The following is a 22317-nucleotide window of genomic DNA, read 5'->3' as shown; positions in this document are numbered from 1 at the left end:
GCGAGCCGCCCCTCACCCGGGCGCGGGCCTCACTCGCCGTGGGCCAGTCGCTGGAACCCCGTGTTCACGGCGAGCAGTCCGCCGTCCACGCGCAGGGTGGTGCCGGTGATCCAGGACGCGTCGGCGGAGGCGAGGAAGGCGACGGCCGCCGCGATGTCCTCGGGCTCGCCGACCCGGCCGAGCGGGTACACCTCGGCGAACCGGTCCAGCCGGTCCTCGCGGCCGTCCCAGGCGGGGGTGCGGACGGTGCCGGGCTGGACGAGGTTGACCCGGACCCCGCGCGGGGCCGCGTCCCCGGCGAGCGTACGGGTCAGCGAGGCGAGGCCCGCCTTGGCGGCGCTGTAGGCGTGGTTGCCGAAGTCCTGGGCGCCGTTGACCGAGCCGACGCTGACGATCGCGCCCCGGCCGGAGGCGGCCAGGTGCGGAAGGGCGGCGCGGGCGCACCGGAAGGCGCCGGTGAGGCTGATGTCGAGGTCGCGGGCCCACTCCTCGTCGTCCTCGTCCTCGAAGCGGTCGGCGTCCGGGCTGCACGAGTAGGCGTTGTTGACCAGGACGTCGAGCCGGCCGAACTCCTCGACGGCGAAGGCGACCGCGGACTCCACCGAAGCCCGGTCGGAGACGTCGCAGTGCCGGGCGACGGCGCCCTCCAGCTCGGCGGCGGTGGCCTTCGCGCGCTCCAGGTCGACGTCGGCGACCAGGACCCGGGCACCCTCGGCGGTCAGTCTGCGCGCGACGGCGGCGCCGATGCCGCGTCCCGCTCCGGTGATCAGTGCCGCGTGTCCCGCGAAGCGCGCCGTGGTCAAGGCCGTCTGAGGTTGCGTCATACGGTCGAACGTAGCGCCCGTACCAGGGCCTGGGCACGGGGATCGGCGGTGACGCCCTTCTGCAGCCCGTTGGTCACATAGCCGAACGCGATCCCCGACTCCGGGTCGGCGAAGCCCAGCGAGCCGCCGCGGCCGGGGTGGCCGAAGGAGCCGGGCGCGAGCAGCGGGGACGCCGGGCCGTGCAGCATGTAGCCGAGCCCGAAGCGGGTGTTCACGACCAGCACCCGGTCGGGGCCCGCGCTCTCCTCGGTGCGGGCCAGGGTGAGCGTGGCGGGCGCGAACAGCCGCTTCCCGCCGTCCACTTCGCCGATGGTGGCGGCGTAGAAACGGGCCAGTGCGCGCGCGGTGGAGACGCCCGCGGAGGCGGGGAGTTCGGCGGCGCGGTAGGCGGGGTCGTTCTCGTCCGGCAGCGGGTCGATCGCGCCGAACGCGCGGCGGGTCAGCGAGTGGGGGTCCTGGTAGGCCTCCGCGACGGCGCGCTTGGGCCGCAGCCGCAGCCCGCCCTCGCCCTCGGGCGCCTCCACCGGGCCGACCCGGCCCACCCGGTGCGCCTCGGTGTCCGGCACGCCCATCCAGAAGTCCAGGCCGAGCGGCCCGGCTATCTCCTCGGCGGTCCAGCGGCCGATGGTGCGTCCGGTGACGCGCCGCACGAGCTCACCCAGCAGCCAGCTGTAGGTCTGCGCGTGGTAGCCGTGTGCGGTGCCGGGCTCCCAGAACGGGGCCTGGGCGGCCACCGCGGCCGGGCCCGACTCGCCGTCGGCGGCCTGGGCGGGGGTGAGCGGGACGTCCAGGGCGGGCACCCCGGCCCGGTGCGCGAGCAGGTGCCGCACCAGGGTGCGCTCCTTGCCGCGGGCCTTGAACTCCGGCCAGTACGTCGACACTGGGGCGTCCAGGTCCAGGCGGCCGCGCTGGTGCAGGAGGAGGGGGACGGCGGCGGCCACGCCCTTGGTGGCCGAGCGGACGATCTGGGCGGTGTCCAGCGCCCAGGGGGCGGGGCCGTCCACGTCCTTCGTGCCGGCCCACAGGTCGACGACCTTGTGCCCGTCCCGGTAGACGGCCACGGCCGCGCCGTGTTCGCCCCGCTGCTCGAAGTTGCGCACGAAGGCGTCCTTCACCGGTTCGTAGCCCGGTGCCACGGCGCCCTGTACGTCGACCACGATCCGTCTCCCCACGCTGCCCGGACGCCACCCTGACGCCCCCCACCATGGTGCCCGACCCCACGCCACCCCCTGGGGCTCCGCCCAGACCCCGGGAGCCCCCACCCCGCCCCTTCCCGAAACCCTCCGGGGGTTGAAGGCGTTCCTGGGGCTCCGCCCCAGACCCCGTTCGCGCCTAAAGGGCGCTCGTCCTCAAACGCCGGACGGGCTGAGGTTGCCCATGCGGGCCAGCACGATGCCGCCAAGGGGCGCGGGGAACTGCGCGAGAAGCGGGCACGGCCGCGAGACGAAGGCGGGTGAAGGGGCGCGGGGAACTGCGCGAAAGGGGAGCCGGGGGCGCGCGGGTCAGTTGGGGAGCGGTGCCGACGTCGGGTCGAAGCCGAACGGCAGTTCAAGGCGGTGCGCCCGCATCAGCGCCTCGTCGGACAGGATCTCCACGGTGGGCCCGTCCGCCGAGATGACCCCGTCACTGAGGATCACCGACCGCCCGCACAACTCCAGCGCATACGGCAGATCATGCGTGACCATGAGCACCGTGACGTCCAACCCCCGCAGAATGTCCGCGAGTTCGCGCCGCGAGGCGGGGTCGAGGTTGGAGGAGGGCTCGTCCAGGACGAGGATCTCCGGCGACATCGCGAGCACCGTCGCGACGGCGACCCGGCGCCGCTGTCCGAAGGACAGGTGGTGCGGCGGCCGGTCGGCGTACTCGGCCATCCCCACCCGGGCGAGCGCGTCGCGCACCCGCTCCTCCAGCTCCGCCCCGCGCACCCCGGACGCCGCCGGGCCGAACGCGACGTCCTCGCGGACGGTCGGCATGAAGAGCTGGTCGTCGGGGTCCTGGAAGACGATGCCGACCCGGCGACGGATCTCGGCGAGGTTGCGCTTGGCGACCGGCAGCCCTGCGACGGTCACGGAACCCGCGCCGCCTTCGAGGATGCCGTTGAGGTGGAGCACCAGCGTGGTCTTGCCCGCGCCGTTGGGCCCGAGCAGCGCGACCCGCTCGCCGCGTGCCACGGTCAGGTCGACGCCGAACAGCGCCTGGTGGCCGTCGGGGTAGGCGAAGGCGAGCCCGGACACTTCGAGCGAGGGGACGTTCACGGCAGTCACAGGATCCACCCAAGCAGACAGACGGCGAGCGCCGTCACGGGGAGGGCGACGGCCCGCGTCCACTGCGCGCGGGTCGCCGTCACCTCGTCGATCACCGGCATGGCCCCGGCGTAGCCGCGGCTGACCATCGCGAGATGGACGCGTTCGCCGCGTTCGTAGGAGCGGATGAACAGCGCGCCCGCCGACTTGGCGAGGACGCCCCAGGAGCGCACCCCGCGCGCCTCGAAACCGCGTGAGCGGCGGGCGATGGACATCCGCCGCATCTCGTCGGTGATCACGTCGCCGTACCGGATCATGAAGGACGCGATCTGGACGAGGAGCGGCGGCAGCTTGAGGCGTTGCAGGCCGAGCAGCAGGGCGCGCAGTTCGGTGGTGGAGGCGAGGATCACGGAGGCGGCGACGCCGAGGGTGCCCTTGGCCAGGACGTTCCAGGCGCCCCACAGCCCGTTCTCGCTGAGGGAGAGTCCGAGCACGCGCACCTGCTCGCCGGGCACGACGAACGGCATGAGCACGGCGAACGCCACGAACGGGATCTCGATGAGCAGCCGCTTGAGCAGATACCCGGCCGGGAGGCGGGCCGCGCGTGCGACCAGCCCCAGCAGCACGGCGTACAGCGCGAAGGCCCACATCGCCTCGCGGGGTGTGGACACCACGACGACCACGAACAGGAACACCGCGGCGAGCTTGCAGTGCGGGGGCAGCTCGTGGACGGGCGAGTGGCCGTGCCGGTAGAGCCGGTGGGAGTGGCCCGCGCCCACGTCAGACCGTTTCCGTGGCGCGCTCGGGTGCGGGCTCCGTGCGGCGGCGGCGCACGGCCCAGAACACGCCGCTGCCCACGGCCACCGTGACGCCCACGCCGATCACTCCGGCCAGGCCGCCGGACAGGCGCGCGTCGCCGACGTCCTTGACGGAGTAGTCGGCCAGCGGCGAGTCGGAACTGGCGTGCGGGGTGGTCTTGGCGTCGATGCCCTTGTCGTGGGCGACCTTCTCCAGGCCGTCGGGGCTGGCCGAGGCGTAGAAGGAGACGAATCCGGCGAGCACGAGCGCGGTGACGATGCCGATGCCCCAGACCGTCTTCGTCGAGCCGGAGCGCGTCCCGGCGCGGGCCGCGGCCGGGGCGGCGGGGGCATCGACGAGTTCGCCGCCGACCCGCAGCTTGAGCGGCGCGGTCAGGCCGCGGGCCCCGTGCACGAGGTCGGGGCGTACGGCGATGACGGCGCCCACGGTGAGCGCGGTGATGACGGCCTCGCCGATGCCGATGAGCAGGTGCACGCCGACCATCGCGGTGAGCACCTTGGCGATCGGCACGTCGGTGGTGCCGCCGAGCGCGTAGATCGCGGTGAAGACGAGGGCGGCGGCCGGGACGGAGAGGAGCGCGGCCACGAAGGAGGCGGCGGTCACCGAGCGGCGGGTGCGGGGCAGCACCTTCACCAGGGTGCGGAACAGGACGTAGGCGACGACGGTCGTGGTGATCGCCATGTCGGTGATGTTGACGCCGAGCGCGGTGAGGCCGCCGTCGGCGAAGAGGATGCCCTGCATGAGCAGGACCACGGACACGCACAGCACGCCGGTGTACGGCCCGACGAGGATCGCGGCGAGCGCGCCGCCGAGCAGATGGCCGCTGGTGCCCGCCGCGACGGGGAAGTTGAGCATCTGCACGGCGAAGATGAACGCGGCGACGAGCCCGGCGAGCGGCGCCGTCTTCTCTCCCCCACTGCTCGACGCGTGGGAGGTGCCCCCAAGTTCACGCCGCGCCCCGCGCAGGCTGACGGCGACGGCGGCCGCGGCGACGACGCCTGTGACGGCCGATACAGGTGCGTTGATGAATCCATCGGGTACGTGCATGGGTGGACTCCGATTTCCCGTGGCGCCCTCTTCCCTGCGCGGCATGCGCAGAACCGTTTGATGATAGTGCCCTGTTGCGAACTCCTTGCAAGAGCGGCCAGCCATCAAATGGCAAGCCGACTCACTGGGGGTTTACCTGAAAAATATGGGACATTTGATAGCAAATAGCGCGAACCGGTATTCATTCAGCACCCAGCGTGAGGAGCGACCGATGTCCCCCGCCGATGAGGACCACGCCGAGGACCACGCCGACCGCCGCTCCGTCGAGGACCACGCCCGGGCCCGGGTCGTCACCGACGCCCCGCTCTCCAACCCCGTGCCGGTGGCCCTGCGCTACGACCCTGCCGACGCGCCGGGCACGGTCTGCTTCGCCTTCCCCGGCGGCAACGAATGGCTCTTCCCGCGCGACCTCCTGGAGTCGGGTCTGCGCGCACCCGCCCGCCGGGGTGACGTGGAGGTGTGGCCGTGCGGCCGGGCCCAGACGGTCCTGGAGTTCCACTCGCCCCAGGGGGTCGCGGTGGTCCAGTTCGACAGCTCGCCCCTGGTCCGCTTCCTGCGCCACACGTACGCGACCGACGCCCGCGCGGCCCCGTCCCCGGCGGGCCGCAACCGCTGAGGCCCGCCGCCCGCGGCCCCGGACACGCGTCGGCCCCCCGTGCGCGTACGCACGGGGGGCCAGGGGCGCCAGCGGTCCCGTCCCCACAGGCCGTTGGCGTCGGGCCGGGACCCTCGGCCGCTCAGCTCGGGCCCCGGCGTTCAGGGAGGCGGGGTCAGACCCGCGCCAGCTCGCGGTGGTCGTCGGAGTCCCCGTCGCGCTCGGCGTCCTGGTGCCGGCGCAGGCCCTCGCCCTCGACGTCGACGTTCGGCAGCACCCGGTCCAGCCAGCGCGGCAGCCACCAGGCCTTCGCGCCGAGCAGCGCGAGCACCGCGGGCACGATCGCCATGCGGACGATGAACGCGTCGAAGAAGACCGCGATCGCGAGACCGAAGCCGATCATCTTGATCATTTGCTCGCTGGAGCCGATGAAGCCGGAGAAGACCGCGATCATGATGACGGCGGCGGCGGTCACCACCCGGGCGCCGTGCTTGAACCCGGTGACGATCGCCTGCCCCGGCCGCTCGCCGTGGACGTACGCCTCGCGCATCCGCGTGACCAGGAAGACCTCGTAGTCCATCGCGAGGCCGAAGACCACGCCCACCATGAAGATCGGCATCATGGACATGATCGGGCCGGTCTGCTGCACGCCGAACAGCGAGCCGAGCCAGCCCCACTGGAAGACCGCGACGACCGCGCCGAGGGCGGCGACCACCGAGAGCAGGAAGCCGAGGGCCGCCTTCAGCGGGACCAGGACCGAGCGGAAGACCACCATCAGGAGCAGGAAGGCGAGACCGACGACCAGGGCCAGGTAGGGCAGCAGGGCGTCGTTCATCTTCTGCGAGAAGTCGATGTTCATCGCGGTCGAACCGGTCACCAGGAGCTTGGCCCCGGTGTCGGCCTTGATCGTGGCGCCGGTGTCCCGGATCGAGTGGACGAGATCCTCGGTCTGGGTGGAGGACGGCTTGGACTTCGGTATGACCGTGATGGTCGCGGTGTCGTTGCCGGTGTCCTTGTTGAACATCGGGGGCATCACCGGACCGACGTCCGGGAGCTTCTTGATCGCGTCGACCGTCCGGTCGGCCGCGGCCCGCGGGTCCTTGCTGCCCTTGCCGTCGACGACGACCATGAGCGGCCCGTTGAAGCCGGGCCCGAAGCCCTCCGACAGCGTGTCGTAGGCGCGGCGCTGGGTGGTGGAGGTGGGCTGCGAGCCGTCGTCGGGCAGGCCCATCTGCAGCGAGCTCGCGGGCAGCGCGATCGCGCCGAGTCCGAGGACGCCGACGAGCAGCACCCACACCGGCTTGCGCAGCACGAAGCTCGCCCAGCGGGTGCCCGCGTTGGGCTTGCCCTCGGCCGCCTGCTCGCCCAGCGCGTACGCCTTGCGGGCCTTGCGGCCGAGCACGCGCTTGCCGGCGAAGCCGAGCAGCGCGGGAATCAGGGTGAGCGCGATGAGGACGGCGATGACGACCGTGCCGGCCGCGGCCGCGCCCATCTTGGTGAGCATCGGGATGTTGACGACGGCGAGGCCGACCAGCGCGATGACCACGGTCAGACCGGCGAACACCACGGCGGAGCCGGCCGTGCCCACGGCCCGTCCGGCGGCCTCCTCGCGCTCCCGGCCCTCGGCGAGCTCGGCCCGGTAGCGGGAGACGATGAACAGCGCGTAGTCGATGCCGACCGCGAGCCCGATCATCATCGCGAGCGTGGACGTGGTGGACCCGAGGTCGAGCACGTTGGCGAGCGCCGTGATGGTGGAGACGCCGATGCCGACGCCGATGATCGCGGTGAGCAGCGGAAGCCCCGCCGCCACCAGCGAGCCGAAGGTGATCACCAGGACGAGGCCCGCGATGACCACGCCGACGATCTCGCCCGAACCGGTCTCCGGCATGGCCTGCAGCGCGTCACCGCCGATCTCCACCGTGAGCCCGGCCGCCCTCCCCGTTTCGCCGCTCTTCTTGAGCGCGTCGCGGGTCTCCTCGGTGAGCTGCATCGCGTTGGCCTTGTACGACACCTGGACGTACGCGATGGGACCCTGGCCGTTCTGCGAGACGGCGTGGGCGGTGAACGGGTCGGTCACCGAGGCGATCTGGTTCGAACCCGCCAGCAGGTCGGCGGCCGTCTTCTCGACCGCGGCCTTGTTGGCGGGGTCGGCCATCTTCTGGCCTTCGGGCGCCTTGAAGACGATCCGGGCGGTGGCGCCGTCCGCGGTCGCGTTCGGGAACCGCTCCTTGAGCAGGTCGAAGGCGCGCTGGGCCTCGGTGCCCGGGATCGAGAACGAGGAGGAGGTGGCGGTGGTGGCGGAGGCCGCGCCGAACCCGGCGAGGGCGAGCAGCGCCACCCACACCAGGGCGACGTAGCGGCGGCGCCGGAAGGCGAACCTGCCTAGGCGGTAGAGGAACGTGGCCACGAGGGCGTACTCCCGGTCAAGTCGTATGGAACCAGCAGGGCATGGGGAATCAGCCCGACGACGAGAGCGGCGTGCGTCAGGTGGGGCGGGTACTGCGCGGGGAAGCCGGGCGGGGAGCCTAGCGGGGGGCGCCGAGGGCGGGGAGGACCACGGCGTCGAAGTAGTCGGCGAGGAAGGCCTGGTCGACCGGCCGGTCCTCGATGAACTGCCGGGCGGCGAAGGCGCCGACCATCATGTGTACGACATAGGGGAGCGCGCGGTTGTCCGCCCTGACCTCGCCGCGTTCCACCGCGCGCCGCAGCACCGTGTCGAGGCCGGTGATCTCCGGCTCGATCAGCACTTCGCGCAGCGCCTGGTGGAGTTCGGGATGGTCGTGGACGGCCCGCATCAGACCCCGCATCAGCGCGGAGTCCTTCTCCATCTGACAGTCGTCCTCACGGTCGACCATCGCCTGGAAGTCGCCGCGCAGCGAGCCGGTGTCGATCTCGGCGAGACCGACCGGCTTGTTGTGCCGCAGGGCGCGCGCCACCAGCTCCGGCTTGCTCCCCCACTGGCGGTAGAGGGTGGCCTTGCTGGATCGGGTGCGGGTGGCGACGGCGTCCATGGTGAGGGCGTCGTAACCGACCTCGCGCAGCAGGTCGAGCACGGCTTCGTGGAGCTCGGCCTCGCGTTCCGGGGTGAGCCTGCCTGCCATGATCGACCTCCTTTCCTGTGCGTACCGTACGAAGGTAACCCCGCCCTGAAGCGAAACGAAACCGTTTCGCTTGTGTCGTCGACCACAGGTGTCGGAACGGAATAAAGCGCTCCTACGAGTTGCCGCGGCCCCCTCGCGCGGAAAGCATTGGGGGGTGAGTGACGACGCCGCGTACCTCCGGTTCCCGCATCTGCACGACGACTTGCTCTGCTTCGCCGCCGAGGACGACCTCTGGGTCGCCCCGCTGGTGCCCGCCGGGCACAGCCCCTCGCGCGCCTGGCGGGTCACCGTCGACCGCACCAAGGTCGGCCACCCCCGCTTCTCGCCCGACGGCAGCCAGATCGCGTACACGACCTGGCGCAGCCTCGACCCGGAGATCCATCTGGCTCCGGTGAGCGGCGGCCCGGCCCGCCGGATCGGGTACTGGGGGTCGTCCGACACCCGGGTGTGCGGCTGGACCCCCGACGGCCACATCCTCGCGGTGTCCTCGCACGGACAGCCGTTCTCGTACTTCTCCTGGGCCTACAGCGTGCCCACCGACGGCTCCCCCGGCGGAAAGCTCCCCTGGGGCCCGGTCTCCGACATCGCCGTCACCGATGTGGACGGCGAGCGGCGCACCCTGCTACTCACCGGAAAGCCGCCGCACGAGCCGGCCGCCTGGAAGCGCTACCGCGGCGGCGCCACCGGCCGGCTGTGGCTGCACGGCAGGCGGCTGCTCGCCGACATCGGCGGCCACCTGGACTCGCCGATGTTCGTGGACGGCCGCGTCGCCTTCCTCTCCGACCACGAGGGCGTCGGCAACCTGTACTCCTGCCTGCCCGACGGCAGCGACCTGACCCGGCACACCGACCACGACTCCTTCTACGCCCGGCACGCCTCCAGCGACGGCCGCCGGGTCGTCTACCAGTGCGCGGGCGACCTGTGGATCGTCGACGCCCTCACCCCCGACTCGGTCCCGCGCAAGCTGGACGTGCGCCTGGGCGGGCCGCGCGCGGGGCGGCGCAGCTACCAGGTCCCGGCCGCCAACCACGTGGACGCGCTGTCCGTCGACACCACCGGCCGGGCCAGCGCCGTCGTGGTGCGCGGCAGCCTGTACTGGCTCACCCACCGCGACGGCCCGGCCCGCACCATCGCCGACACCCCGGGGGTCCGCGTGCGGCTGCCCGAGATGCTGGGCAGCGGCGGCCAGGTCGCCTACATCACGGACGCGGACGGCGAGGACGCGGTCGAGATCGCCTTCCTGCCGCGCGCCAGCGGCGAGCGCGCGCCGCGGCGGCTGGCGGCGGGCGAGCTCGGCCGGGTGCAGGAGATGGTGTCCGACCCCGACGGCGAACGCCTGGCGATCGCCGCGAACGACGGCCGCCTGCTGCTCCTCGACGTGACGGAGGAGTCCACCGGCGAGGTCACCGAGCTCATCACCTCGCTCAACGGGCCGGTGCGCGACCTCGCCTTCTCCCCCGACGGGGCCTGGCTGACCTGGTCGCACCCGGGCATCGGCCGCTCGCTGCGGCAGATCAAGATGGCCCGCATCGCGGGGCCCGGCGCCCGCACCGTCGTGGACGTCACCAACGGCCGCTTCGAGGACGAGAACCCGGTGTTCACCAGCGACGGCCGCTATCTGGCGTTCCTGTCCTGGCGCGGCTTCGACCCGGTGTACGACGTGCACACCGGCGACCTCTCCTTCCCGCTCGGCTGCCGCCCCTATCTCGTACCGCTCAACTCGGCGACGCCGTCCCCGTTCGCCCTCTCCCCGGACGGGCGGCCCGCGGCGGGCGGCCTGGACCCGCTGGACGACTCGGCCGACGGCACGGTGACGGTCGAGGTGGAGGGCCTGGAGAGCCGGGTCACCCCGTTCCCCGTCTCGGCCTCCAAGTACTCCGCCCTGCACCCGGTCTCCGGCGGCGGCCTGGTCTGGCTGCGCTGGCCCATCTCGGGCGCGCTGGGCGAGACGTTCGCCAACCCGGCCGACACCTCGGGCCGTCCCACCCTGGAGCACTTCAACATCTCCAAGGCCCGCAGGACCGAACTGGTCGAGCACCTCGACTACTTCGCGGTCAGCGGCGACGGCAGCCGCCTGGTGGTCGTGGACGAGGGGGAGCTGCGCGCGGTGCCCTCCACCGAGTCGGGCGACAACGACTCGACGGTCTACCTCGACCTGCGCCGCATCCTGCACGACGTCGACCCGGCCCTGGAGTGGCGCCAGGCCTACAACGAGGCGGGCCGCATCATCCGCTCCTACTTCTGGGAGCCGCAGATGTGCGGCATCGACTGGACGGCGGTGCTCGACCAGTACCGCCCGCTGGTCGAACGGGTCGCGTCCCCCGACGAGTTCGCGGACCTGCTGCGCGAGGTCCTCGGCGAACTGGGCACCTCGCACGCCTACGTCACCGCCGCCCGCCGCAACGAGGGGCCCCCGCACTACCAGCGCGCCCAGGGCCTGCTCGGCGCCAACCTGGTGTGCAGGGACGGCAGTTGGCAGATCAGGCGCATCCTGCCCGGCGACTCCTCCGACTCCAAGGCGCGCTCACCCCTGGCGGGCGCCGGCATCCGCGAGGGCGCGGTCCTGACCCATGTCGACGGCCGCCCCGTCGACCCGGTCGCGGGCCCCTACCCCCTCCTCGCGGGCGCGGGCGGCACCACGGTCGAGCTGACCTTCCAGCCCGCCGAGGGCGAGGGCCGGGCGCGCCGGGTGGCGGTGGTCCCACTGGTGGACGAGCGGCCCCTGCGCTACCAGGACTGGGTGGCCAAACGCCGCGAAGTGGTACGGGAGTTGAGCGGCGGCAAGTGCGGCTATCTGCACATCCCGGACATGGGCGGCTCGGGCTGGGCCCAGTTCAACCGCGACCTGCGCCTGGAGGTGAGCCGCCCCGCCCTGATCGTGGACGTACGCGGCAACGCGGGCGGCCACATCAGCGAGCTGGTGGTGGAGAAGCTGACCCGCCGCATCCTGGGCTGGGACCTCACCCGCAACGCCCAGCCGGTCTCGTACGCCTCCAACGCCCCCCGGGGCCCGGTGGTCGCCCTCGCCGACGAGGCGACCTCGTCGGACGGCGACATGATCACGGCGGCCTTCCGGCTCCTGAAGCTGGGCCCGGTGGTGGGCCAGCGCACCTGGGGCGGCGTGGTCGGCATGACGGGCCGCCACACCCTGGGCGACGGCACGGTGATCACCGTGCCGATGAACGCGGCGTGGTTCGACGAGTACGGGTGGTCCGTGGAGAACCACGGGGTGGAGCCGGACCTGGAGATCCTGCGCACGCCGCTGGACTGGGCGGAGGGCCGCCACGCCCAGCTCGACGACGCGGTACGCCTCGCCCTGGACCTCCTGCACCTCCACCCCGCCTCCCTCCCCCCCGGCTACACGGCAACCCCCGACCGCCAACGCCCCAAACTGCCCCCGAGGGAGCAGACCGGCCTTGGGGGAAATTGAGGACAAGCGCCGTTCAGGCGCGAACGGGGGTCTGGGGGCGGAGCCCCCAGGGTCCTTCAACCCCCGGAGGGTCTAGGGAAGGGGCGGGGCGGGGAGAGCCCGGGCCGCCTCGTCGGCCGCACCCCCCGCCCCCACGAGCCCCCGCCCCACCGCGGAGAGCCGCGGCTCGAAGCGCCGCATCTCCCGCTGCCCCACCGCCCCGATGACCCCCGGCAAGTACCCCCGCACGGACTGCATCCCCCGCAGCCACCACTGCGCGTACACGTGCGAGGACCGCCGCTCGATCCCGGCGACGATCCGGTCGACGGCCGGCCCGAGCGGATACGTCCGGTTGGAGGGCCAGGGCAGCCGGGAGCGCAGCTCGCGCATGACGTCGTCCTGGTCGGCACCGCGCACCATGTCCGTGTCGGTCCACGACAGGTACCCGACCCCGACCCGCACCCCCTTGTAGCCCACCTCCGCGCGCAGGCTGTGCGCGAACGCCTCGACCCCGGACTTGGAGGCGCAGTACGCCGTCATCATGGGCGCGGGCGTGATCGCAGCGAGCGAGGCGATCTGGAGGAAGTACCCGCGTGACTCCATCAGGACGGGCAGGAAGGCGCGGGCGGTGACGGCCCCGCCGATCAGGTTGACCTCGATGACCCGGCGCCAGGCGTCGGGGTCGGAGTCGACGAACGGGCCGCCGGAGGCGACGCCCGCGTTGGCGACGACGATGTCGACCTTCCCGAACCGCTCCTTGACCTCGCCCGCGACCCGCGCCATCGCCGCGTGGTCGGTGACGTCCGCGTACCAGGACTCGGCCTCGCTGTGCAGCCGGGCCGCGACCTGCTTCAGCTCGTCGGGTTCGAGGCCGACCAGGGCGACCTTGGCACCGCGCGCCGACAGCTTGCGGGCGAGGAGTTCCCCGACGCCCCGCGCGGCGCCGGTGACGACCGCGACCTGCCCTTCCAGACTGACCCTGCTCATACGGCACGCTCCTCGGTGGCGGTGACGGCGGCCGGGGCGGCGAGATGCGTGGCCACCAGCGCGCGGATCTTCTCGGTGATGAACTCGGGCGCCTCGATGGGCGTCATGTGCCCGACGCCGGTGAGCACGTCGAGCGAGCGGCAGTCGGGCAGCCCGGCCGCGATCCGGCGGGCGTGCACGGGCGGGGTGAGCCGGTCCGCGCTGCCCGCCACCACGGCCGTGGGCAGGTCCAACTTCCTTACCGACAGGCCGAGTTCGAGATCGGCCAGCACGTGCGACCAGGCCTGGCGCACCCCGCGCGGGCACGCGTGCACGATGCGGGCGCACGCGTCGACCTTGTCGGGAGCGGCCCCGGGCCCCATCGTCGCGTACCGCAGGACCTTCCGGGCGAGCGGGGTGACCGGCCCGAGCGGCGCCCCCGATCCGAGGACCCGCCGGGTGAGGGCGGTCCGCAGCCGCCCGGCCCGCAGCGGCAGCACCCGGGACTCGGCGACCAGGCGCGAGGCGCCCGTGCTGCACAGCAGGACGGCCGCCGCGTGCTCGCGCAGAGCGGGCCGCCCGGCGGCCGCCATGAGGGTCATGCCGCCCATGGAGTGCCCGACGAGCACCGCCCGTTCCCCGGGCGCGAGCGTCGCGCCGAGCACCGCTTCGAGGTCGTCGGCGAGCACCTCGGTGGAGCAGACCTCGTAGGCGGCCGTACGCCCGTGGCCGCGCTGGTCGTAGGCGATGACCCGGCACTGACCGGCCAGCGCCCGGATCTGGGCGGCCCAGAACGCGGTCGAGCAGGTCCAGCCGTGCGCGAGGACGACGGCGGGCGCCTCCGCGGGCCCGTGCACCTCGACGTGCAGCGCGGTGCCGTCGGCGGACACGGCGGTCAGCTCGCGCCCGGCGACGGGCGGCGCAGGCACCGCGCGCCGCGCGGCCCCGGCCCGGCTCACGCGGACACCGCCGCTTCCTCGCCCGCGGCGGCGAGGGCGGACTCGGCCCCGGCCGCCCGGGCGCGTACGACCTCGTACTCCGCCAGGTCCACCTCGCGGGTCGCGCGGCGGAACTCGCCGGTGGTGCCCGGCCAGACGGTGGTGTTGCGGCCGGCCGCGTCGAGGTACCAGCTGGTGCAGCCGCCGGTGTTCCACACGGTGCGCTTCATGCGTTCCTGCACCCGCCGGTTCCAGGCGCCGACGGCGGAGGGCCGGGCGGCGAGCGCGACCCGGCCGCCGAGCACGTCCAGCTGGCGCAGGTAGTCGGCCATGTAGTTCAGCTGGGACTCGATCATCAAGATCATGGAGGAGTTCCCGAGCCCGGTGTTGGGCCCGATGATGGTCATCCAGTTGGGGAACCCGGCCGCGGTCGCCCCGCGCAGTGCCTGCATGCCGTCCTTCCACGACTCGGCGAGCGTGTGCCCCTCCGCGCCGACGACGCGGTCGGCGATGGGCATGTCCGTGACGTGGAACCCGGTGCCGAAGATGATCGCGTCGACCTCGGCCTCGGTGCCGTCGGCCGCCACGACCGTGGAGCCGCGCACCTCGGCGAGCCCGGAGGCGACGACGTCCACGTTGGGCTCGGCGAGCGCCGGATAGTACGAGCTGGACAGCAGGATCCGCTTGCAGCCGATCCGGTAGTCGGGCGTCAGTCGGGCCCGCAGCTGCGGGTCCTTGATGGCGCGGGCCATGTTGGACTTGGCGATGGACTCGACGAGCCCGAGCTCGTTGGGCCGCTTGGTGAACGCGCTGACCTGCAACTCCCTTATCCCCCACAGGAGTCCGCGGCGGGCGGCGCCGGTGGCGGGGAGCCGGCGGTGCAGCCAGCGCTCGACCGCGGTGATCGGGCGGTCCATGCGCGGCATGACCCAGGGCGGCGTCCGCTGGAAGAGCGTGAGCCGCCCGACCTCGGGCTGGATGGAGGGCACGATCTGGATCGCCGAGGCGCCCGTGCCGACCATGGCGACGCGCTTGCCGCGCAGGTCGTAGTCGTGGTCCCAGCGCGCGGAGTGGAACACCTTGCCGGGGAAGGAGGCGAGCCCCGGGATCCGGGGCATCTTGGGATCGGAGAGCGGCCCGGTGGCCGAGACGACGACGTCGGCGGTGAGCGTGGTCCCGTTGCCGACCTCGATCTCCCACCACAGCCGCTCGGCGTCCCAGCGCATCATCGTCACCTCGTGGTCGAGGCGGATGTGGGGGCGCAGCCGGAAGACGTCGGCGACGTGCTCCAGATAGGCGCGGATGTGTTCCTGCCCGGAGAAGGTGCGGGGCCAGTCGGGGTTGGGCGCGAAGGAGAAGGAGTACAGGTGGGAGGGTACGTCGCAGGCGCACCCGGGGTAGCTGTTGTCGCGCCAGGTGCCGCCGACGGAGCCGGCCCGTTCCAGGACGACGAAGTCGGTGATCCCCTCGCGGCGCAGCCGGACCGCCGCCCCGAGCCCGCCGAACCCCGACCCGATCACCGCCACACGTACATGCTCGCGCTGGGCCATGCCACCCGCCTCCACGATCGGTCCCGCAAACGTTGCCAGCAATCACTGGCACTGTTGGGAGGGTAGAGCAGACACCTACCGAGCGGTAGGGGTGCGGGCGGGGAAAGTTACCGGCGGTACAACTCGCTCCTGCGGGGCGCCGGGCACCGCATAGGCTGACGGGGTGGCAGAAGACCAGGCAAGTCAGGGAGCCCGCGCGAACGGGACGCCGGGGCGGGGCGGGCCCGCGGGCGGTGTCCGCGAGTACCGCATGTCGGAGCTGGCCCGGAAGGCGGGCATCACCGAACGCACCCTGCGCTTCTACCGCGAGCGCGGCCTGATCCCGCCGCCGCGCCGCGAGGGCCGCATCGCCTGGTACGACGATCACCACCTGGCCCGCCTGCGCACCATCTCGGCGCTCCTGGAGCGCGGCCACACGCTCTCCGGCATCGCCGACCTCACCTCGGCCTTCGAGTCCGGCCGCGACGCCGGCGAGGCGCTCGGCCTGGTGGAGCCCACCGAGGAGACCCCGGTGCGGCTGACCCCCGAGGCGCTGGCCGACCACTTCGCGGGCGAGGTGACGCCCGAGAACCTGGCGGCGGCGCTGGACCTGGGCTACCTGGCCGTCTCCGGCGAGGAGATCGTCCACATCAGCCGCCGCCTCCTGGACGTCTCGGCCTCCCTGGTCCGCGAGGGCGTCCCGCTGGCGGCGGTGCTCGCGGCGGGCCGCGAGGTCCGCGAGCACGCCGACGCGCTGGCCGCCCTGTTCACCGACCTCCTGCGCACGCACGCCTCCGAGAAGGACACCGAACGCCTGCGCCCGCTGGCCAAGGCGGTGGTGGACGCGGAACTGTCGCTCGCCCTGGACCGCCGCCTCACACAGGAACCCTGAGCGGACCGAACGGAGCGCACGCGCGGGCGTCCCGCGCGGTCCTGGCTAGAGGTCGTAGACGACGGTGACCGGAGCATGGTCGGACCACCGCTCGCCGTGCGTCGCGGCCCGCTCCACGAACGCCTTCACGGCCCGCTCGGCGAGGCCGGGCGTGGTGACCTGGTAGTCGATGCGCCAGCCCGTGTCGTTGTCGAAGGCGCGGCCCCGGTACGACCACCACGAGTACGGGCCCTCGACGTCCGGGTGCAGGGCGCGCACCACGTCGACGTAGCCGCCGTCGGCGGCGTCGAAGACGCGCGACATCCAGGCGCGCTCCTCGGGCAGGAAACCGGAGTTCTTCTTGTTGCCCTTCCAGTTCTTGAGGTCGGCCTCCTGGTGGGCGATGTTCCAGTCGCCACAGACGACGACCTCGCGGCCGTCGGCGGCGGCCCGCACCCTCAGCTCCTTCAGGTACTCCAGGAACTCCGCCATGAAGCGGATCTTCTCGTCCTGCCGCTCGGTGCCGACCTCGCCGGAGGGAAGATAGAGCGAGGCCACCGTCACGCCGGGCAGATCCGCCTCGACGTAGCGCCCGCTGCCGTCGAACTCCGCGCTCCCGAACCCGGTCCGAACCCGGTCCGGCTCGCGGCGGGTGAGCAGCGACACACCGGCCCGGCCCTTGGCGGCGGCCGGGGCGTGCACGGCGAACCAGCCCTCGGGGGCACCCGCATCGGCGGGCAGCTGATGGGGCTCGGCCCGCACTTCCTGCAGGCAGACGACGTCCGCCTCGCTGCCCCCGAGCCACTCCACGAAGCCCTTCTTGGCGGCGGCCCGCAGCCCGTTTACATTCACAGAGGTAACAGTGAGCATCCCGGCACCCTACCCACCCGGCTCCACCCAGCCGACGCATAGAAGTACGCTATCTCGCATGATTATTCGCCAGCTGGCCTACGACCACCCCGACGCCGTCAAGCTCAACGACGAGGTCCAGCTCGAATACGCCGAGCGGTACGGGGACGAGGGCGACGCCACCTTCCTGGACGCGTCGATGTTCGCGCCCCCGCGCGGCCTGTACCTGATCGCGTACGACGCCGAGGGCCGCCCGGTGGCCACCGGGGGCTGGCGCAGCCAGGACGCCAACGAGGAGAACTACCGCGACGGCGACGCGGAGCTGAAGCGCATGTACGTCGTCCCCGAGGCCCGCGGCCTGGGCCTGGCCCGCCGCATACTCGCCGCCCTGGAGGCCGACGCCCGCGCGGCCGGCCGCACCCGCATGGTCCTGGAGACCGGCACCAAGCAGCCCGAGGCCATCACCCTGTACGCCTCGACGGGTTACGAACCCTGCGAGAAGTTCGGCTACTACCGCGCGTACGAGACCAGCCGCTGCTTCGCGAAGACGCTCGGGACGTCCTGACCTCCGCGGCGGCGGCCGCTCCAACTGCCCCGGAAACGACGGAATCCCGCCCGATCGTGATGATCGGACGGGATTCCGTCGTTGTTGTGGACCTGAGGGGATTCGAACCCCTGACCCCCTCGATGCGAACGAGGTGCGCTACCGGACTGCGCCACAGGCCCTTGCAACGAGTGAAACCTTAGCACCCCGATCGGAGTGCTTGGAAATCCGTTCCCCGCTGGTCAGCGAGAGCGGGGTCATTCGTTGGCGGCGCGGGGCCGGTCCTCGTCCGCGTACTGGTCGAAGAGCGGGGTCCGGCGGCGACTTGAGCCCGTGCGCTGGCGCGGGGGCGGCTCGGCGGCAGGGGCCGGGGCGGGCGTGGGGTCGGCCGTGGAGGAGCGGGCCGAGGACCAGGTGTCGGGGGCGCCGAGGTCGATGCTGCCGGTGGCGCGCGGGGCGACCGGAGCGGTGACGTACGTCGGCAGCGGGACCGGCACCGGCTCCCAGCTCGCGCCCCGCTCGGGGCCGCGCTCGCGCTGCTGGTCGACCCACTCGGCATGGTCCGTCTGCTCGACCAGCGCGCGCCGTCCGGCCTCCTGCGGGGACAGGGCCGGGGCGGGCGCGGGCTCGGGCACGGGGACCGGCTGGTGGGACTCCGCTTCGTCGTCGGCCTCGATGCCCGGCGGGGTGGCCCGGGTGCGCGGCCGGCTCTCGCGCAGCCGCTGGGCCGCGGCCTCGGCGCGTCGGCGGTCCATGGTGAAGGCGAAGCGCCGCCGCTCCTGGATCCGCAGGTGCACGATGTACGCGCTCAGCAGCGCGGCCGGGACGGCCGGCGCCCACAGGAAGCCGAGCCCGCCGACCGCCGCGACGACCGCGCCAAGGGTGAAGGCGAGGAAGAGGACGACCGTGGTGCGCCGGCGCCGGGCGAGCACCGCGCTGCGCTGGGCGCGCCGGGCCCGCTCCGCGGCGGCCGCGCTGCGCGGGCGCGGGCGCTCCTGGTGCTCGCTCGGCTGCTCCTGGCGCGGCGGGCGCTGGGAGCGGGCCGGGGGCACGGCGACGTGCCGGGCGCCCGTGGACTCCCCGCGGGTGGCCAGGGGTTCCGTCAGGGCGTCCGGCGGGGTCACGGGCTCCGCCTCGGGCGCTGCCTCCTCGGTGGCCCGCTGGCGCAGCTCCTTGGCGTACCGGCGCTCCATGGCCGACCGTCCGGACAGCAGCCGGATGGCGGTGCTGAAGCGTTCCGTCGGACGGGCCTCGTTGAGTTCGTCCTGCCTGCGGAGCCACATCGGCACCAAGTAGGCGGCCCAGGCCCCGACGATGACTGCGTAGATGAGGCCGCTGCTGCTCACACACCACACCGTAGAGGGGCGGGCGCGCGGGGATACGCCAATTGAGCCGGTGTGTCGCACGATCTGGCTGATATCACCGGCTTTTTTTGTGATTTCTCGGATCGTTCGACGAGAGAGAGCGATCGGGTCGCAATGAAATTCGAACGTTTATGTCATTTCCCGGGGTGGGACTGGCGCCCCCGCCGCCACCTGGCGAGGAGCCCCTCGGGGACCTCCTCGGCGGTGAGCGCGTAGACCAGGTGATCGCGCCAGGCGCCGTCGATGTGGAGATAGCGCGGGCGCAGCCCCTCCTCGCGGAATCCGAGCTTTTCCACCACCCGGCGGCTCGGCGCGTTCTCGGGGCGGATGCACACCTCCATGCGGTGCAGCCCGACCGCGCGGAAGCAGTGGTCGACGGCGAGCGCGACGGCGGTCGGCATGACGCCCCGGCCCGCCACCTCGCGGTCCACCCAGTACCCCACGTGGCCCGAGCACATCGAGCCCCAGGTGATCCCGGCGACCGTCAACTGGCCCACCAGGCGGCCCTGGTACTCGATGACGAACGGCAGCATGCGGCCCGCGTTGGCCTCGGCGCGCAGGTGGCGGACCATCTGCCGGTAGGTGGGGCGCTGCGCGAACGGGGCGCCGGGCGCGGGCGGCGGGATCGTCGCCTCCCAGGGCCGCAGCCAGTCGCGGTTGCGCCGGTTGACCTCGCGCCAGGCCCGTTGGTCGCGCAGCTTTATGGGGCGGAGGACCACATCGCCCTCCGCCAGCTCGACCGGCCAGGAAGGAACGTTCAGCTCGGGCTCCCCGCGGGTCTCGGGTGGTCGCCGCCGCGGAGCTGGTCGACGGCGTGCGTCAGGATCCGCTCCAGGACGGCCAGTCCGTCGCGCACCCCGCCGGTGGAGCCCGGCAGGTTCACGATCAGGGTGCGGCCGCCCGCGACCCCGGCCAGGCCCCGCGAGAGCGCGGCGGTGGGGACCTTGGCCAGGCCCTCGGCGCGGATGGCCTCCGGGATGCCGGGGACCTCGTAGTCGATGACGCCCCGGGTCGCGTCGGGGGTGCGGTCGGTGGGCGAGATGCCGGTGCCACCGGTCGTGACGATGACGTCGTACCCGGCGGCCGCCCCGGCCCGCAGCGCCTGGGCGACCGGGTCGCCGTCGGGCACGACCAGCGGCCCGTCCACCGCGAAGCCGATCCTGCTGAGGCCCTCGGCCAGCAGCGGGCCGCCCTTGTCCGCGTACACCCCGGCGGCCGCCCGGTTGGACGCCGTCACGACCAGCGCGGCGTACGGCGCGAGCAGGGCCCCGCCGAGCCCCTCGCCGCCGGGCGGGAAGGGGGCGGCGGCCTGCGGACCCGGGCGGGGCGGGGTCGCGGCGGGTTCCCGCTGAGGGGGCGTCACGCTCCGGCCGCCTCGGGCCGGTTCCAGTCGCCGGACTTGCCGCCCGTCTTCTCCTCGACCCGGATGTCGGTGATGACGGCGGCCTTGTCGACCGCCTTGACCATGTCGACGACGGTGAGCGCGGCCACGGACACCGCGGTCAGCGCCTCCATCTCGACGCCCGTGCGGTCGGTGGTCTTCACCGTCGCGAGGATCTCCACGGCGTCGTCGGCGACCGCAAGGTCGAGCTTCACTCCGGAGACGGCCAGCGGGTGGCAGAGCGGAATCAGGTCGGGGGTGCGCTTGGCGCCCATGATCCCGGCGATGCGGGCGGTGGCCAGGGCGTCGCCCTTGGGGACGCCCTCGCCGCGCAGGAGTTCCACCACGCGCGGGGAGACGAGCACGCGGCCGCTCGCGCGGGCGGTGCGTGCGGTGACGTCCTTCTCCGAGACGTCGACCATGCGGGCCGCACCCGCCTCGTCGATGTGCGTGAGCCTGCCTTGCGTCGTACTCATTCGGTGGCGCTCCCGGTACGGCTTCTGTGGGCAGACACCGTACCCCCACCGGCCGGCGATCAGCCGAGCAGGATCACCTCCACCTCGCTGCCGGGCTCCGCCGACGTGGTGTCCTCGGGGATCACGATGAGGCAGTCGGCGAGCGCGAGCGCCGCGATCAGATGCGAACCGGAGCCGCCGACCGGGCTGACGGTGCCCGCGTCCGCGTCGTGGCTGCCGCGCAGGAACTGGCGCCGGTCCGCGGGCGAGGACAGCGCCTTGTCGGCGTTCAGGACGGCGCGCACGGTGGGTCGGTGCACGTCGTCGAGGCCCATCAGGGTGCGGATCGCGGGGCGGACGAACAGCTCGAAGGAGACGTAGGAGGAGACCGGGTTGCCGGGCAGGGCGAGCAGCGGGGTGTGGTCGGGGCCGATCGAGCCGAAGCCCTGCGGCTTGCCGGGCTGCATCTTCAGCTTGCGGAAGTCGATGCCGCTGCCCGGCTCGTCCTCGTCCCCCACCGAGGACAGCGCCTCCTTGACGACGTCGTACGCCCCGACGCTGACCCCGCCGGTGGTCACCAGGAGGTCGGCGCGGATCAGCTGGTCGTCGATGGTGTCGCGCAGGACCGCCGCGTCGTCGGTGACCGCGCCGACCCGGTAGGCGATGGCGCCCGCGTCCCGGGCGGCCGCGGCGAGCGCGAAGCTGTTGGAGTCGTAGATCTGACCCTCGCCCAACTCCTCGCCGGGCTGGACCAGTTCGCTCCCGGTGGAGAGCACCACCACGCGCGGGCGCGGCCGTACGGTCACGGTGCCACGGCCGATCGCGGCGAGCAGGCCGATCTGGGGCGGGCCGAGCACGGTGCCCGCCCTGAGGGCGAGGTCGCCCACCTGGACGTCGCTGCCGCGTGCGCGGACGTGGGCGCGGGCCTCGGCGGGGCGGTGCACCCGCACCTCGCCGCTCGCGCCCTCCGGGGCGTCCCCCGCCGGGCGCATGGTGGTGGCGGCCCCCTGGCCCGTCCCGCCGTCGGTCCACTCGACCGGGACGACGGCCTCGGCGCCGGGCGGCAGCGGGGCGCCGGTCATGATCCGGGCGGCCTGGCCGGGCCCCACGGTGGGCAGCTCGCCGCTGCCCGCCGCGACGTCACCGATGACCGTGAGCACGGCCGGGAACTCCTCGCTCGCGCCCGCGACATCGGCGACCCGCACCGCGTAGCCGTCCATCGAGCTGTTGTCGAAGGGCGGCAGGGCGACGGCGACCGTGACGTCCTCGACCAGAACACAGCCCTGGGCGTCCGGCAGTTGCAGCTCGATGGGTTCGAGCGGCCTGACGGCGGCGAGGATGTCGTCCAGGTGCTCGTCCACCGACCAGATCGTGTTGCTCAC

At 73.2% G+C, this 22317-nt stretch carries 20 protein-coding genes and 1 tRNA gene; 4 read left to right on the top strand and 17 right to left on the bottom strand.

Annotation, left to right across the window (positions count from 1 at the left end):
• Positions 1 to 29: 29 nt before the first annotated feature.
• The 5 genes from DT019_RS25520 to DT019_RS25500 all read right to left on the bottom strand — a co-directional run bounded on the left by DT019_RS25520 (position 30) and on the right by DT019_RS25500 (position 4933).
• A complete protein-coding gene (locus tag DT019_RS25520) occupies positions 30 to 824 on the bottom strand; it encodes an SDR family NAD(P)-dependent oxidoreductase (RefSeq protein WP_114039250.1) in 795 nt (264 codons plus the stop codon).
• Entirely contained in the window at positions 821 to 1981 is a 1161-nt protein-coding gene (locus DT019_RS25515) for a serine hydrolase domain-containing protein (protein ID WP_411292731.1), read from the bottom strand. Before DT019_RS25515 ends, DT019_RS25520 begins: the two co-directional genes overlap by 4 nt.
• A gap of 345 nt (positions 1982 to 2326) precedes the next feature.
• The gene (locus DT019_RS25510; RefSeq protein ID WP_189389916.1) at positions 2327 to 3088 is read right to left on the bottom strand and encodes an energy-coupling factor ABC transporter ATP-binding protein; all 762 of its coding nucleotides are present in this window, start codon (positions 3086 to 3088) and stop codon (positions 2327 to 2329) included.
• Positions 3085 to 3846 (bottom strand): cobalt ECF transporter T component CbiQ, encoded by a 762-nt coding sequence (cbiQ, locus tag DT019_RS25505; RefSeq protein WP_114039248.1) that lies wholly within the window; start codon positions 3844 to 3846, stop codon positions 3085 to 3087. The genes DT019_RS25510 and cbiQ overlap by 4 nt, the downstream gene beginning before the upstream one ends.
• Position 3847: 1 nt before the next feature.
• Positions 3848 to 4933 (bottom strand): energy-coupling factor ABC transporter permease, encoded by a 1086-nt coding sequence (locus tag DT019_RS25500; protein ID WP_114039247.1) that lies wholly within the window; start codon positions 4931 to 4933, stop codon positions 3848 to 3850.
• Positions 4934 to 5144: 211 nt separating this feature from the next.
• Here DT019_RS25500 and DT019_RS25495 point away from each other — a divergent pair, with 211 nt between their 5' ends.
• Positions 5145 to 5549, top strand: a complete 405-nt coding sequence (locus DT019_RS25495; protein WP_114039246.1) for an SsgA family sporulation/cell division regulator — start codon at positions 5145 to 5147, stop codon at positions 5547 to 5549.
• Between the two features lie 154 nt (positions 5550 to 5703).
• Here the strand turns inward: DT019_RS25495 and DT019_RS25490 are convergent, their stop codons facing one another.
• Together DT019_RS25490 and DT019_RS25485 are read right to left on the bottom strand one after the other, a co-directional pair.
• Positions 5704 to 7935, bottom strand: coding sequence for an MMPL family transporter (locus DT019_RS25490; RefSeq protein ID WP_114039245.1), 2232 nt, complete (start codon positions 7933 to 7935; stop codon positions 5704 to 5706).
• A gap of 118 nt (positions 7936 to 8053) precedes the next feature.
• On the bottom strand, positions 8054 to 8632 hold the full coding sequence (locus DT019_RS25485) for a TetR/AcrR family transcriptional regulator (RefSeq protein WP_114039353.1): 579 nt from the start codon (positions 8630 to 8632) through the stop codon (positions 8054 to 8056).
• A 151-nt stretch (positions 8633 to 8783) separates the two neighbouring features.
• Here DT019_RS25485 and DT019_RS25480 point away from each other — a divergent pair, with 151 nt between their 5' ends.
• On the top strand, positions 8784 to 12059 hold the full coding sequence (locus tag DT019_RS25480) for a S41 family peptidase (protein WP_114039244.1): 3276 nt from the start codon (positions 8784 to 8786) through the stop codon (positions 12057 to 12059).
• Positions 12060 to 12131: 72 nt separating this feature from the next.
• Here DT019_RS25480 and DT019_RS25475 read toward each other — a convergent pair whose 3' ends face one another.
• The 3 genes from DT019_RS25475 to DT019_RS25465 are packed head-to-tail and all read right to left on the bottom strand — an operon-like array spanning position 12132 to position 15492.
• The gene (locus DT019_RS25475; RefSeq protein WP_114039243.1) at positions 12132 to 13025 is read right to left on the bottom strand and encodes an SDR family oxidoreductase; all 894 of its coding nucleotides are present in this window, start codon (positions 13023 to 13025) and stop codon (positions 12132 to 12134) included.
• Entirely contained in the window at positions 13022 to 13963 is a 942-nt protein-coding gene (locus tag DT019_RS25470; protein WP_114039242.1) for an alpha/beta fold hydrolase, read from the bottom strand. The genes DT019_RS25475 and DT019_RS25470 overlap by 4 nt, the downstream gene beginning before the upstream one ends.
• Positions 13960 to 15492, bottom strand: coding sequence for a flavin-containing monooxygenase (locus DT019_RS25465; protein ID WP_114039241.1), 1533 nt, complete (start codon positions 15490 to 15492; stop codon positions 13960 to 13962). Before DT019_RS25465 ends, DT019_RS25470 begins: the two co-directional genes overlap by 4 nt.
• A gap of 250 nt (positions 15493 to 15742) precedes the next feature.
• Between DT019_RS25465 and DT019_RS25460 the strand changes: the two genes are divergently transcribed.
• Positions 15743 to 16363, top strand: coding sequence for a MerR family transcriptional regulator (locus tag DT019_RS25460; protein WP_114039240.1), 621 nt, complete (start codon positions 15743 to 15745; stop codon positions 16361 to 16363).
• A gap of 45 nt (positions 16364 to 16408) precedes the next feature.
• On the opposite strand, the gene DT019_RS25455 is transcribed toward DT019_RS25460, so the two are convergent.
• Entirely contained in the window at positions 16409 to 17212 is an 804-nt protein-coding gene (locus DT019_RS25455; RefSeq protein WP_114039239.1) for an exodeoxyribonuclease III, read from the bottom strand.
• 58 nt (positions 17213 to 17270) lie between these two features.
• Between DT019_RS25455 and DT019_RS25450 the strand changes: the two genes are divergently transcribed.
• Positions 17271 to 17756, top strand: a complete 486-nt coding sequence (locus DT019_RS25450; protein WP_114039238.1) for a GNAT family N-acetyltransferase — start codon at positions 17271 to 17273, stop codon at positions 17754 to 17756.
• Between the two features lie 87 nt (positions 17757 to 17843).
• Here the strand turns inward: DT019_RS25450 and DT019_RS25445 are convergent.
• From DT019_RS25445 to glp, 6 genes are all read right to left on the bottom strand, one after another.
• Positions 17844 to 17917: transfer RNA gene (locus DT019_RS25445), tRNA-Ala, on the bottom strand.
• 75 nt (positions 17918 to 17992) lie between these two features.
• The gene (gene glpR, locus DT019_RS25440) at positions 17993 to 19081 is read right to left on the bottom strand and encodes a gephyrin-like molybdotransferase receptor GlpR (protein ID WP_114039237.1); all 1089 of its coding nucleotides are present in this window, start codon (positions 19079 to 19081) and stop codon (positions 17993 to 17995) included.
• Between the two features lie 152 nt (positions 19082 to 19233).
• Positions 19234 to 19860, bottom strand: coding sequence for a GNAT family N-acetyltransferase (locus tag DT019_RS25435; protein ID WP_114039236.1), 627 nt, complete (start codon positions 19858 to 19860; stop codon positions 19234 to 19236).
• Positions 19857 to 20363, bottom strand: a complete 507-nt coding sequence (locus tag DT019_RS25430; RefSeq protein WP_114039352.1) for a molybdenum cofactor biosynthesis protein B — start codon at positions 20361 to 20363, stop codon at positions 19857 to 19859. The genes DT019_RS25435 and DT019_RS25430 overlap by 4 nt, the downstream gene beginning before the upstream one ends.
• A 95-nt stretch (positions 20364 to 20458) precedes the next feature.
• The gene (moaC, locus tag DT019_RS25425) at positions 20459 to 20956 is read right to left on the bottom strand and encodes a cyclic pyranopterin monophosphate synthase MoaC (RefSeq protein WP_114039235.1); all 498 of its coding nucleotides are present in this window, start codon (positions 20954 to 20956) and stop codon (positions 20459 to 20461) included.
• 59 nt (positions 20957 to 21015) lie between these two features.
• Complete coding sequence (gene glp, locus DT019_RS25420) at positions 21016 to 22317, bottom strand: gephyrin-like molybdotransferase Glp (RefSeq protein WP_114039234.1); 1302 nt, start codon at positions 22315 to 22317, stop codon at positions 21016 to 21018.

This window comes from Streptomyces sp. SDr-06 (genome assembly GCF_003324565.1).
Lineage (GTDB): Bacteria > Actinomycetota > Actinomycetes > Streptomycetales > Streptomycetaceae > Streptomyces.
Note: the sequence above shows the minus strand (reverse complement) of the source record. Positions and strands in the feature narration are given on the sequence as shown.

What these genes read in the sequence shown, in the direction of transcription:
- DT019_RS25520 (WP_114039250.1), bottom strand. Translation starts at nt 824, where the DNA reads ATGACGCAACCTCAGACGGCCTTGACCACGGCGCGCTTCGCGGGACAC.
- DT019_RS25500 (WP_114039247.1), bottom strand. Translation starts at nt 4,933, where the DNA reads ATGCACGTACCCGATGGATTCATCAACGCACCTGTATCGGCCGTCACA.
- DT019_RS25495 (WP_114039246.1), top strand. Translation starts at nt 5,145, where the DNA reads ATGTCCCCCGCCGATGAGGACCACGCCGAGGACCACGCCGACCGCCGC.
- DT019_RS25475 (WP_114039243.1), bottom strand. Translation starts at nt 13,025, where the DNA reads ATGAGCAGGGTCAGTCTGGAAGGGCAGGTCGCGGTCGTCACCGGCGCC.
- DT019_RS25465 (WP_114039241.1), bottom strand. Translation starts at nt 15,492, where the DNA reads ATGGCCCAGCGCGAGCATGTACGTGTGGCGGTGATCGGGTCGGGGTTC.
- DT019_RS25460 (WP_114039240.1), top strand. Translation starts at nt 15,743, where the DNA reads ATGTCGGAGCTGGCCCGGAAGGCGGGCATCACCGAACGCACCCTGCGC.
- DT019_RS25455 (WP_114039239.1), bottom strand. Translation starts at nt 17,212, where the DNA reads ATGCTCACTGTTACCTCTGTGAATGTAAACGGGCTGCGGGCCGCCGCC.
- DT019_RS25450 (WP_114039238.1), top strand. Translation starts at nt 17,271, where the DNA reads ATGATTATTCGCCAGCTGGCCTACGACCACCCCGACGCCGTCAAGCTC.
- moaC (WP_114039235.1), bottom strand. Translation starts at nt 20,956, where the DNA reads ATGAGTACGACGCAAGGCAGGCTCACGCACATCGACGAGGCGGGTGCG.